At 67.2% G+C, this 11287-nt stretch carries 10 protein-coding genes; 6 read left to right on the plus strand and 4 right to left on the minus strand.

Annotated elements, in window-relative coordinates:
• Positions 1 to 48 precede the first annotated feature (48 nt).
• From MBTS_RS15720 to ubiG, 3 genes are all read right to left on the minus strand, one after another.
• Entirely contained in the window at positions 49 to 1023 is a 975-nt protein-coding gene (locus MBTS_RS15720) for an NADPH:quinone oxidoreductase family protein (RefSeq protein ID WP_192215992.1), read from the minus strand.
• 79 nt (positions 1024 to 1102) lie between these two features.
• The gene (locus tag MBTS_RS15725) at positions 1103 to 1672 is read right to left on the minus strand and encodes a YbhB/YbcL family Raf kinase inhibitor-like protein (protein ID WP_056142591.1); all 570 of its coding nucleotides are present in this window, start codon (positions 1670 to 1672) and stop codon (positions 1103 to 1105) included.
• Positions 1673 to 1721: 49 nt separating this feature from the next.
• Positions 1722 to 2468: a bifunctional 2-polyprenyl-6-hydroxyphenol methylase/3-demethylubiquinol 3-O-methyltransferase UbiG gene (gene ubiG, locus MBTS_RS15730; RefSeq protein WP_056142588.1), complete on the minus strand. Its 747-nt coding sequence runs from the start codon at positions 2466 to 2468 to the stop codon at positions 1722 to 1724.
• 190 nt (positions 2469 to 2658) lie between these two features.
• Between ubiG and MBTS_RS15735 the strand changes: the two genes are divergently transcribed.
• From MBTS_RS15735 to MBTS_RS15755, 5 genes are all read left to right on the plus strand, one after another.
• Entirely contained in the window at positions 2659 to 3894 is a 1236-nt protein-coding gene (locus MBTS_RS15735) for an aspartate kinase (RefSeq protein WP_056142585.1), read from the plus strand.
• Positions 3895 to 3967: 73 nt separating this feature from the next.
• Positions 3968 to 6232 carry a phosphoenolpyruvate--protein phosphotransferase gene (gene ptsP, locus MBTS_RS15740; RefSeq protein ID WP_018042073.1) on the plus strand — a complete coding sequence of 755 codons (2265 nt, stop codon included), beginning with the start codon at positions 3968 to 3970 and terminating at the stop codon, positions 6230 to 6232.
• Positions 6233 to 6331: 99 nt separating this feature from the next.
• The gene (gene prfA / locus MBTS_RS15745; protein ID WP_018042072.1) at positions 6332 to 7417 is read left to right on the plus strand and encodes a peptide chain release factor 1; all 1086 of its coding nucleotides are present in this window, start codon (positions 6332 to 6334) and stop codon (positions 7415 to 7417) included.
• A gap of 41 nt (positions 7418 to 7458) precedes the next feature.
• The gene (gene prmC / locus MBTS_RS15750; RefSeq protein WP_147832876.1) at positions 7459 to 8391 is read left to right on the plus strand and encodes a peptide chain release factor N(5)-glutamine methyltransferase; all 933 of its coding nucleotides are present in this window, start codon (positions 7459 to 7461) and stop codon (positions 8389 to 8391) included.
• A gap of 402 nt (positions 8392 to 8793) precedes the next feature.
• Entirely contained in the window at positions 8794 to 10113 is a 1320-nt protein-coding gene (locus MBTS_RS15755; RefSeq protein WP_192215993.1) for a DUF4167 domain-containing protein, read from the plus strand.
• Between the two features lie 89 nt (positions 10114 to 10202).
• Here MBTS_RS15755 and MBTS_RS15760 read toward each other — a convergent pair whose 3' ends face one another.
• Positions 10203 to 10970, minus strand: coding sequence for a hypothetical protein (locus MBTS_RS15760; RefSeq protein WP_192215994.1), 768 nt, complete (start codon positions 10968 to 10970; stop codon positions 10203 to 10205).
• 107 nt (positions 10971 to 11077) lie between these two features.
• On the opposite strand from MBTS_RS15760, the gene MBTS_RS15765 reads away from it, so the two are divergent.
• Positions 11078 to 11242 (plus strand): YqaE/Pmp3 family membrane protein, encoded by a 165-nt coding sequence (locus MBTS_RS15765; RefSeq protein ID WP_026175630.1) that lies wholly within the window; start codon positions 11078 to 11080, stop codon positions 11240 to 11242.
• The last annotated feature ends 45 nt before the right edge of the window (positions 11243 to 11287 follow it).

An 11287-nucleotide genomic window follows, 5' to 3' on the forward strand; every position in this document is an offset into this window, starting at 1 on the left:
CCCCCACCTCCAACTCCTCCCCACAAGGGGGAGGAGGGCTTGCCCGACTCACGGCCGCAGCAGCACCTTGCCCACGGCCTCGCGGCGCTTGAGGATGCCGAGCGCGTTCTCGTATTCGATCATCGGATAAGTGCCGTGGATCTTGGCCTTGAGGCGCCCCTCCGCCACCCAGGCGAGGAGCTGTTCCTGGTTCGCCCGGTGGGCCTCCGGCTCGCGCTCCACGAACACCCCCCAATGCACGCCCTGGATGTCGATGCCCTTCAAGAGAGCGAGGTTGAGGGGAATGCGCGGGATGTCGCCGGCCGCGAAGCCGATGACGAGGTAGCGCCCCTTCCAGCCGAGCGAACGGAGCGCAGGTTCGGCGTAGTCGCCGCCGATGGGATCGTAGATCACGTCGACGCCCCGTCCCTCGGTGAGCTTCTTCAACCCCTCGCGCAGATTGTCCGCGCTGTAATCGAGCCCCAACTCGGCGCCGTGCGCCTGCGCCACCGCGAGCTTGTCCGGCGAGGAGGCGCAGGCGATCACCTTCGCGCCCATGATCACGCCGAGTTCCACAGCGGCGAGGCCGACGCCGCCCGAGGCGCCGAGAACCGCCAGCGTCTCGCCGGGCTGAAGCTTCGCGCGATCCCGCAGGGCGTGGAGCGAGGTGCCGTAGGTGATGGTGAGGCCGGCGGCCTGCTCGTCGCTCACCGCATCGGGGACGGGGGTGAGATGCCGGGTGCCCACCGCGATGCGCTCGGCGCAGGTGCCGTAGGTGCGGTGGACGATGACGCGGTCGCCGACCTCGAAACCCTCGGCGCCCTCCCCGAGGGCCTCAATGATTCCGACCGCTTCGCCGCCGGGCGAGAACGGCAGATCGGGCTTCACCTGATAGCGCCCTGCGATGATCAGCGTATCGAAGAAGTTCAGCGCCGCCAGCGTCACCCGCACCACGGCCTCGCCGGGACCGGCGACCGGATCGGCCACTTCGACGATTGCGAGATCCTCGGGGCCGCCGAGCCTGGTGCAGAGCAAAGCCTTCATGCCGATCCTCCCTTGAGCCGCAGCGCCTTTTGCTTGAGCGCGCTTGCACTGATTGGCGGCATCGGCGCAAGCGGCGGCATCAGCGGCGCTCGTAGAGTCCGGTCAGGCAGCCCTTGGCGAGGACTCGACCCGTCATGGCCTCAATGAGCGCGGCACGTCCCGGACTCGCCGGCAGATCGAGCGGAGCATCCAGGGCGTAGATCTGGAACAGGTAGGCGTGGGGGCCATGTCCGGTGGGCGGGTCCGGCGGCAGCCATTGGTCCTTGAGAAAGCTGTTCTGCCCGAGGTCATGCTGCGATCCCTCACCGGCGGCGCTGGCGAGAGCGCCTTCGGGAAGGCTTTCGCTCGCGGCGAGATTCCAGGCGATGAGATGGACGAGGGGTTTCGGAGTCGGGCTGCCGGCATCCTCCACCAGAAGCACCACGCGGCTCGTACCGGCCGGCAGGCCGCTCCATGACAGCGGCGGCGAGACGCCCGGCCCATCGGCGGTCAAGCGCGCAGGAAGGCTCGCCCCGTCGGCGAAGGCCGGACTCGTCAGCGAGATCGTCTCGGGCACGCTCCCGAAATCCCGGTGGTAGGCGGTCGTGTCGAGCCCGGCCTTCAGGCCCGACAGGGCCGCGCCGACCGCGTGCGGAAGCTTTTCCAGCATGATGTCTCCTCGTCGATTCGCGTGGTCAACGAGGAGGGGCGCACCCGGTTCAGGCCGGACGGGCGGCCGCGACCATGTAGTTCACCGCCGTGTCGCGGGCGGGCCGCCAGCTCCCGTCGAGGGGATTGAATACGACGCCGGTGGTATCAGTGACGGAGAGGCCGCCGCGTGCGATGGCGCGGGACAGTTCGTCAGGCTTCACGAACTTGTTCCAGTCGTGGGTTCCGCGCGGCAGCCAGCCGAGGACGTATTCCGCTCCGACGATGGCCAGCGCGAAGGAGCGCATCGTGCGGTTCAGGGTGGCGGCGAACAGGAGACCGCCCGGCTTCACCGCCTGGCAGGCGCTGGCGACGAAGGCCGGCATGTCGACCACGTGCTCCACCACCTCCATAATTAGGACGACGTCGAACCGCTCGCCCGCCGCCACCACCTCCTCGATGGTTTGAGAGCGGTAATCCACCGCCACGCCCCCGGCCTGCGCATGGGAACGCGCCACGGCGATGTTGGTGGGCGCCGGATCGAGCCCCGTGACGGTGGCGCCGAGGCGCGCCAGGGGCTCGGACAGGACACCGCCGCCGCAGCCGACATCGACGATGGTCAGCCCCTTCAGCGGATAGGGCATGCGCGGGTCGCGGCCGAATTCCCGGCAGATCGCGTCGCGGACATAGGCGAGGCGCACCGGGTTGAACCGGTGCAGCACCTTCATCGGCCCGTCCTCGGCCCACCACGTCGCGGCGATGCCCTCGAAGCGCGCGACTTCCTCGGCGTCGATGGAAGAAGATGCCGCTGGGTTCATTCGCCTGACCTTCCGACCCGGATGCGGGCCATCCCGCCCGCATGCCCGATTGTTGACACGTCCGAAGTGCCCTTGTACCCGCCGAAGCACCGGCCGGTACAGCGGCGGGACGCCGCTCCGGCTCGAAGCCGATAAAGCGCCGTGCTCCCGGCGGACAGCCGGCTCTGGAATGGATCGACGCGGACCCGACATGCCCCGTTTGGTGATGAAGTTCGGCGGCACATCGGTGGCGACCGTGGACCGTATCCGCAACGTGGCCCTCCACGTGGCGCGCGAGATCGAGGCCGGCTACGACGTCGCCGTCGTGGTCTCGGCCATGTCCGGCAAGACCAACGAACTGGTGGCCTGGGTCAAGGACGCCAACCCGCTCTACGACGAGGCCGAGTACGACGCCGTCGTCGCCTCGGGCGAACTCGTCACCGCGGGCCTCCTCGCCACGGCGCTCCGGAAGAACGGCATCAAGGCCCGCTCCTGGCAGGGCTGGCAGATCCCCATCGAGACCTCCGATGCCCATGGCTCGGCACGGATCGAGGCGATCGACCCCAAGAATCTCGATGCCGGCTTCGCCCGCGGTGAAGTCGCCGTGATCGCAGGCTTCCAAGGCATTCACGCCGAGACCGGCCGCGTCACCACGCTCGGCCGGGGCGGCTCGGATACCAGCGCGGTGGCCATCGCCGCCGCCATCGGCGCCGAGCGCTGCGACATCTACACCGACGTCGACGGCGTCTACACCACCGACCCGCGCGTGGTGCAGAAGGCCCGGCGCATGGAGCGCGTGACCTTCGAGGAGATGCTGGAGATGGCCTCCCTCGGAGCCAAGGTGCTCCAGGTCCGCTCCGTCGAACTCGCCATGGTCCATCGCGTACCGACCACGGTGCGCTCCAGCTTCGACCCGCCCGACAACGCCCGCACAGGCACCCTCATCTGCGACGAGGACGACATCGTGGAACAGCAGATCATCACCGGGATCGCCTTCTCGAAGGACGAGGCGCAGATCACCCTCCGGCGCGTCAAGGACAGCCCCGGCGTCGCCGCGGCGATCTTCGGGCCGCTGGCGGACGCCAACATCAACGTCGACATGATCATCCAGACCGTGTCGGGCGACCAGTCGACCACGGACATGACCTTCACGGTCCCCTCCGCCGATTACGACCGCGCCCGCAAGATTCTCGACGCCCAGAGCGGCATCATCGAATTCGCCCAGATCGAGGGCGCCACCGATGTCGTGAAGGTTTCGGCCATCGGCGTCGGCATGCGCAGCCATGCGGGCGTCGCCGCCAAGGCATTCAGGGCGCTCGCGCAGAAGGGAATCAACATCCGCGCGATCACCACGTCGGAAATCAAGTTTTCCGTATTGATCGATGCGGCTTACACGGAGCTTGCCGTGCGCACGCTCCACTCGCTATACGGCCTCGATCAGGCTTGAGCGCCGCCCCCGTCGCCGCGCACGAAACTTGCGCAGGCGGGCCTCGGGGGACTGAATTCGGATCGAGGAGACCATGCCTGCTGCGCCCGGAGGCCCGCGCCTGCTGCTGCGCCGCCTCCGCGAAGCGATGGCGGAGCCGGTCAGTCCACAGGCACGTCTCGATCGTATCGTCACCCTCATCGCGGCGAACGTCATCGCCGAGGTCTGCTCGGTCTATGTGCTGAGCGATGACAACACGCTCGAATTGTTTGCCACCGAGGGCCTGAACCGTTCGGCCGTCCACCTGACCCGGATGCGGGCGGACGAGGGCCTCGTCGGCCTCATCGCCAAGACCGCCGAACCGCTCTCGCTTTCGGACGCCCAGTCGCATCCGTCCTTCTCGTACCGGCCCGAGACCGGGGAGGAGGCCTACCACGCCTTCCTCGGCGTGCCGCTTCTGCGCGCGGGGAACACCCTCGGCGTCCTCGTGGTGCAGAACCTCACTTACCGGGTCTATTCGGAGGAAGAGATCGAGGCGCTCCAGACGACGGCGATGGTGCTGTCCGAGATGATCGCTTCGGGTGAACTGCAATCCCTGGCACCGGGCGCAGGCTCGGCCGCGCGCCGCGCCGTGAGCCAGCGCGGTGTCGCGCTCGCCGACGGCATCGGCCTCGGGCACGTGGTGCTGCACGAGCCGCGCATCATCGTGAAGCAGCTCATCGCCGAGAACCTGGAGCGCGAGGTCGAGCGCCTGGAGGAGGCCATCGGCGAGGTCCGCTCGGCCATCGACGAACTCGTGGAGCGCGGCGACATCATCGGCACCGGCGAATCCCGCGAGGTGCTGGAGACCGTGCGGATGTTCGCCCACGACAAGGGCTGGCTGCGCCGGATGCGCGAGGCGGTCCATTCCGGCCTCACGGCGGAGGCCGCCGTGGAGCGTGTCCAATCGGACAACCGCGCCCGGATGATGCGACAGAGCGATCCGTATCTGCGCGACCGGCTGCACGACCTCGACGACCTCGCCAATCGCCTCCTGCGCACGCTGATCGGCACGGAGGGCAACGGCACGCATCGTGAGCTCCCCGAGAACGCGATCCTCGTCGCCCGCTCCATGGGGCCGGCGGCCCTCCTCGACTACGACCGTGCTTCCCTGCGCGGCGTGGTGCTGGAGGAAGGCGGCCCAACGAGCCACATCGCCATCGTCGCCCGCGCCCTCGGGATCCCGGCGGTGGGCGAGATCGCCAACGCCACGGCGCTCTGCGACGCGGGTGATGCGATCATCGTCGACGGGGTGACCGGCGAGATCCAGGTCCGGCCCGGCCCTGAGATCGAGGCGGCCTATGCCGAGCAGGTCCGCCTGCGCGCGCGCCGCCAGGAACAGTACCGGGCGCTTCGCGACCTGCCGGCCGTCACCACGGACGGGGTCGCCATCGGCCTGCAGCTCAATGCCGGGCTGCTGGTGGACCTGACCCATCTCCACGAGACCGGGGCGGAGGGCATCGGCCTGTTCCGCACCGAGCTGCAGTTCATGGTGGCGCAGCGGATGCCGTCCGCCGCCGAGCAGCAATCGCTCTACGAGGCGGTGTTCTCGGCCACCGGCGACCTGCCGGTGACGATCCGCACCCTCGATATCGGCGGCGACAAGATCCTGCCCTACATGCCGGCCCTCGAGGAGGAGAACCCGGCCCTCGGCTGGCGCGCCATCCGCATCGGCCTCGACCGTCCCGCCCTGCTGCGGGTGCAACTGCGCGCGCTTCTCAGGGCCGCGTCGGGCCGGCCCCTCAAGATCATGTTCCCGATGGTGGCCACGGTGGACGAGTTCGTCCGCGCCAAGGCCATCGTCGACCGGGAGAAGGCGCATCTGCGCCGCCACGGCCACGTCCTGCCGAGCGATTGCCGCCTCGGCGTTATGGTCGAGGTGCCCTCGCTCCTGTTCCAGATCGACGAGATCGCCAAGGTCGCCGACTTCCTGTCGGTGGGCTCCAACGACCTGATGCAGTTCCTCTTCGCGGTGGACCGCGAGAACCGCCGCGTCGCCGACCGGTTCGACACGCTGAGCATCCCGGCCCTGCGCGCCTTCCGCCTCATCGCGGAGCGGGCGACCGCCGCCGGCTGCCCCGTCACCATCTGCGGCGAGATCGGCGGCAAGCCCCTGGAGGCGATGGCCCTGATCGGCCTCGGCTTCCGCAACCTGTCGATGTCGCCGGCCTCCATCGGCCCGGTCAAGGCGATGGTGCTCGCCCTCGATGCGGCCGCCGTCACCGCCCTCATCGATGCGGAGATCGAACGGGCGGGCGACAGTGCCTCCCTGAGGCCGGTCCTCACGGCCTTCGCCAAGGCGCAGGGCGTGCCTATCTAGCGAGCGTGACGGCGTCTTGCCGAGAGCCACGACCACCCCCGCGGACCCGGCACGTCCGTCGGACATGCGTATTCCACAGTTGAGAGTATCCTCCGGGCGATGACCCCTATTCCTTCAGACCGTCTCGACGCCATCCTGACGCGGCACGACATCGTCACCGCCACGCTCAGCGCAGGCTCGGCCGATTCCGACAGCTTCGTCCAGCTGTCTAGGGAACTGGCCGAGCTCGACGGCGTGGTGGCGGCGATCCACGCCTACCGCGCCGCGGCGACGAACCTCGCCGAGATTGAGGCCCTCATCGACGAGCCGGGGGGGGATGCCGAGATGCGCGCTCTCGCCGCCGCCGAGAAGCCCGATGCGGAAGCGGGGCTCGAGGCCGCCCACAAGGCGCTCCAGGTCATCCTGCTGCCCAAGGACGCCGCCGACGAGAAGAGCGCGATCCTCGAAATCCGCGCCGGCACCGGCGGCGACGAGGCCGCGCTCTTCGCCGGCGACCTGTTCCGCATGTACGCGAAATACGCCGACCTGAAGGGCTGGAAGGTCGACGTCATTTCCGAGAGCGAAGGCACCGTCGGCGGCTATCGCGAAGTCATCGCCGAGGTGAAGGGCAAGGGTGTCTTCGCCAAGCTCAAGTTCGAAAGCGGAGCGCACCGCGTCCAGCGCGTGCCCGACACCGAAGCGCAGGGACGGATTCACACTTCCGCCGCCACGGTGGCGGTGCTGCCGGAAGCCGAGGAGGTCGATATCGTCGTCAACGATGCCGACCTGAAGATCGACACGATGCGGTCACAGGGCGCCGGCGGCCAGCACGTCAACAAGACGGAATCGGCGATCCGCATCACCCACATGCCGAGCGGGATCGTCATCTTCGTCCAGGAAGAGCGCTCGCAGCACAAGAACCGGGCGCGCGCCATGTCGCTCCTGCGTGCCAAGCTCTACGATGCGGAACGCACGGCAAAGGACGCCGTCCGGGCCGCGGACCGCAAGTCGCAGGTCGGTTCCGGCGATCGTTCGGAGCGCATTCGCACGTACAATTTCCCGCAGGCGCGGGTCACCGACCATCGCATCAATCTCACGCTCTACAAGCTGGAAGAGGTGCTCGCGGGAGAGGCCCTCGACGAGCTCGTGGATGCCCTCATCACCGAGCACCAGGCGGAACTCATGGCCGCCGAAGGCATGGCGTGAACGAACCTGGCGTAAACGAGCCTGGCGGCACGCGACTTGGCGTGACCGAAGACGACGCGGTGAGTGGCGGCATCGATCCTCGGCAGTCCCGCTCGCAGGCCTTGCGCCATGCCGTTGCGGCTTTTTCCCAAGCCGGGATCGACGCTGGGGCAAGCGATGCCCGGTTCCTCCTCCTCCACGTCCTCGGCATCACGCCGACAGAGCTCGCCCTTTCCGGTGCGGAGCCCATCGGCGAGCAGGGTGCCCTGCGGCTGGGGGAGGCGATGCTCCGGCGGCTCGCGGGCGAGCCCGTGGCGCGCATCCTCGGCGAGTGGGAGTTCTGGGGCCTCCCGTTCATCCTCAACGCGGCGACCCTGGTGCCACGGCCCGATACCGAGACCGTCGTCGATGCCGCTTTGGCGCTCCACACCACCCGCGACCGCCCCCTCCGCCTTCTCGATCTCGGAACCGGATCCGGCTGCATTCTCGTCTCGCTCCTCGGCGAATGGAAACAGGCCTTCGGAGTGGGCCTCGACCGCTCGCACGAAGCGCTCGCCTGCGCCCGGACCAATGCCCGGATCAACGGTGTCGGGAGGCGGGCCGCCTTCGTCGCGGGGGATTGGTGCTCCGCCCTCGGCAAGCCGTTCGACGTCGTCCTCTCGAACCCGCCCTACATCGCGAGCGCGATCATCTCGACCTTGTCCAGGGAAGTCCGCTGCCATGATCCGCTCGGTGCCCTCGACGGTGGCGAGGATGGACTCGAGGCGTACAGACGGATCGTGAGGGAAGTGAGCGGGGCGACGGACGGTCGTCCCCTGCTCACCCCGGACGGAGCCCTCGTCTTCGAGGTCGGCCATGATCAGGCCGAGGACGTATTGAGGATCGGCCGCGAGGCGGGGTTCGCACGGGGGTCCGTGAGGCAAGATCTGGCCGGCCACGCCCGTGTCGTCACGCTGGCCGGACGTCCGCCAACGGCCAACGACGACAGGAGATGAAAAAGAGCTTGTTGTGGGCTTGGGGAGTCGCTAGTGTCACAGTCAGGTCGCGAACGATCCGTCAAGGCGGATCGAGGTAGAAGTGTCGGCGGCGTCTAGCACGCGATACTTTTAGACGATCTCCCCACCATCAAGCCGATACGCACGAGACGCCGTGTGGAAGCTTGATGAATTGAGTGCCAGACGACCGATGAGCGCCGCACTGTGAGCGCAGGAATCGGTTGACCGGACATACGGCGAGCACGGCAAAATCGATCGCGGAACCACTGACCGGATCCTACGAGGACTAGGAAGTGCCCGAAACGGGTTCTCCTTCTTCGCCCGTAGCCCCGCCGCATCATCAGACGCTCCGATTTGAACGAGGGTCAATCGAGACCGATGAGACCAAACCAGAATAGACGGATGCGCGGTCGCAACCGCCCCAAAGGTCCCAATCCGCTGACGCGTTCCTACGAGTCCAACGGGCCGGATGTAAAAATCCGTGGGACGGCGCAGCATATCGCCGACAAATACGCCCAGCTCGCGCGCGATGCGCAAGCCAGTGGTGACCCGGTGGCCGCCGAGAATTACTTCCAGCACGGCGAGCATTATTTCCGCATCATCTCGGGTGCCCAGGAGCAGAACCGCCAGCAGAACGGTGGGTATGCCCGTAACGGCTACGACGATGACGACGACGGCGACGATGAGGGTCAGGGCGCGAGCCTGGGCTATGCTGCCAACGGCTACGGCAACGGCTATAACGAGGAATACGGCGATCCGGCCCAACAGCCTCAGCCACAGCCTCAGCCGCAATCCTACGAGCCCCGCCAGGATACCCGGCAAGATACTCGGCAAGACTCGCCGTCGGATCAGCGTCATCCACGCCGGGAGCGCTTCCAGAACCGCAACGATCGCCCGCAGCGTTTCGAGGGCAATCGAGACGGCAACCGGCAAGATGGCGGCCGCCAGGAGGGCTCTCGCTACGACGGAAACCGCAACGACGGTGGTCGGCAGGATTACAACCGGCAGGATTCCTTCCGGGGCGAGGGCAACAGGCAGGAAAACACGAGGCAAGAAAGCCCGAGGCAAGAAAGCCCGAGGTACGAGCAGCCGCGGAACGAGCAGGCGAGGCCTGACCAGGCGCGCCAGGATTATGCTCGGCAGGACCAGCCCCGTGCCGATTTCAATCGTGCCCAGGGTCGTAACGAAGGCCGCAACGACGGCTCCCGCTACGAGAACCCTCGCAGCGAATTTCAGGGCGGCGATGCTCAGCCGAAGCAGGATGTGACGCCCCAGGACACCTTACGTCAGGAAGTGCCCCGGCAGGATGCTCATCGTCAGGAGAGTCCGCGCCAGGAACCGGTTCGCTTCGAAACCGCTCGCCAGGATTCCCCCCGTCAGGACACCGCCCGCAACGACGCCCGTCGTTCTTCGGAGACGGCCCCGCGGCGTTCCCGTCGCCGGGAAGAGCCGGATCTGCGGTCTTCCGAGGATGTCGCGGCCCTTCCGGCCTTCCTGACCGCCGTTCCTCGCCCAGTGGCCCCGCCGCCGGTGCCTGAGCGTTTCGTGGAACCGACCGCCGCGCCGGAACCGACGCGGGATCTCGCCGGCGACGTATCGAAGGACGATACCTCTCCCACCGCCCCCAAGCCCCGTCGTCGGCGCCGTCCGCGTTTCGAAGGATCGGAGAGTTCCGAGGGCGGCAGCAACAGCACCGACGATACGCCCTCCACTGTGGAATAGGGTATCGGACCCGCTACCCGACCAATTCGGAAGCCGCCCCTGACCGGGCGGCTTTTTTCGTTCGGGCGCTACGACGTCGTGCCAATCTCTCATGGTCGCCAATCGAGATGAGCCTGGACGCGATGGCGCTCCCTTCTGTGTCGTTCGACTTCACCGAACGGTGCGATCTCCCAGATCCAGGACCGATCCGGTTCGGGCAGGACGATGCCATGTAGAAGATCGGACCGTTCGACGAGCTGGCCTTCGCGGTTGTCCGTCACCTGCTCGGTATCGGCGATGAGACAGACACGCGTCTGCAGACGTGACAATCCTTCGAGGTGACCCGCCACGATACTGTGGCCGAGTTCGTCGGGAGGAGGTCTGTTGCGCGACTCGAACCAATCCAGTGGCAGGATCGGTAATTGCGAAAGACAATTGGCTGAGACGACGAAGTCGATGTCACGCCGATCGAACACCGAGAGAGGATCGGCACACCGCTCCCCCTCCCCTCTCAGCCATTTCACGCATCCACTCAGATCCGAGACCTGCAGAGCGACATTCGCATAGCGATGCGCCGCCCAGCGTGCCGGCCAGAGATGGACCATGTCCACGAGGATCACGCGCTCGAAACATTGGGCCAGATGAGCCAAGGGTACGTCGTCCAGGAGGCCCGACCCGAGGACCACCGCGGTGCGACGACGGTCCAGATCTGCGCAGGATTGCCGTATGGCGGACCGGGCCGCATCGAGATGGTCCGCCCATGCTGCGCGGCAACGCCGCGACCGCGACATCAACAGGACGCTCTCGCGCAGATACCCCAGCGTCCGCTGCGCCCGCGGTACCGGCGTCGTCAGGTAGTGAAGGCCTTCGATCAGCATGAGATGACGACCAGTCGCGCTGCGGGAACAGCGAGGCCGAGGGAACTTAAGCGCGGCCGTTTCGGTTCACCGGAGCGACCAATCACATGATCGATCAGGGGAACACTGTGTCCAGCCTCATTCGCATTCTCATCGCGATTTTCCTGCCGCCGATCGCGGTGCTTCTGACCGTCGGGATCGGGGTTCAGTTCTTTTTGAACATCCTGCTGTGCATTTTGTTCTATCTGCCGGGTTCGATCCACGCGCTTTGGATCGTGATGCGTTCCCGCTGAGTTTGGATATGTCATTTGACATGACAAAGCCCGCGGCGTTTGACG

This window comes from Methylobacterium bullatum (assembly GCF_014845095.1).
Classification (GTDB): Bacteria; Pseudomonadota; Alphaproteobacteria; order Rhizobiales; family Beijerinckiaceae; genus Methylobacterium; species Methylobacterium bullatum.

Excerpts from the sequence above, each read along its gene's own strand:
- MBTS_RS15720 (WP_192215992.1), bottom strand. The coding sequence starts at position 1,023 with ATGAAGGCTTTGCTCTGCACCAGGCTCGGCGGCCCCGAGGATCTCGCA.
- MBTS_RS15725 (WP_056142591.1), bottom strand. The coding sequence starts at position 1,672 with ATGCTGGAAAAGCTTCCGCACGCGGTCGGCGCGGCCCTGTCGGGCCTG.
- ubiG (WP_056142588.1), bottom strand. The coding sequence starts at position 2,468 with ATGAACCCAGCGGCATCTTCTTCCATCGACGCCGAGGAAGTCGCGCGC.
- MBTS_RS15735 (WP_056142585.1), top strand. The coding sequence starts at position 2,659 with ATGCCCCGTTTGGTGATGAAGTTCGGCGGCACATCGGTGGCGACCGTG.
- ptsP (WP_018042073.1), top strand. The coding sequence starts at position 3,968 with ATGCCTGCTGCGCCCGGAGGCCCGCGCCTGCTGCTGCGCCGCCTCCGC.
- prfA (WP_018042072.1), top strand. The coding sequence starts at position 6,332 with ATGACCCCTATTCCTTCAGACCGTCTCGACGCCATCCTGACGCGGCAC.
- MBTS_RS15755 (WP_192215993.1), top strand. The coding sequence starts at position 8,794 with ATGCGCGGTCGCAACCGCCCCAAAGGTCCCAATCCGCTGACGCGTTCC.
- MBTS_RS15760 (WP_192215994.1), bottom strand. The coding sequence starts at position 10,970 with ATGCTGATCGAAGGCCTTCACTACCTGACGACGCCGGTACCGCGGGCG.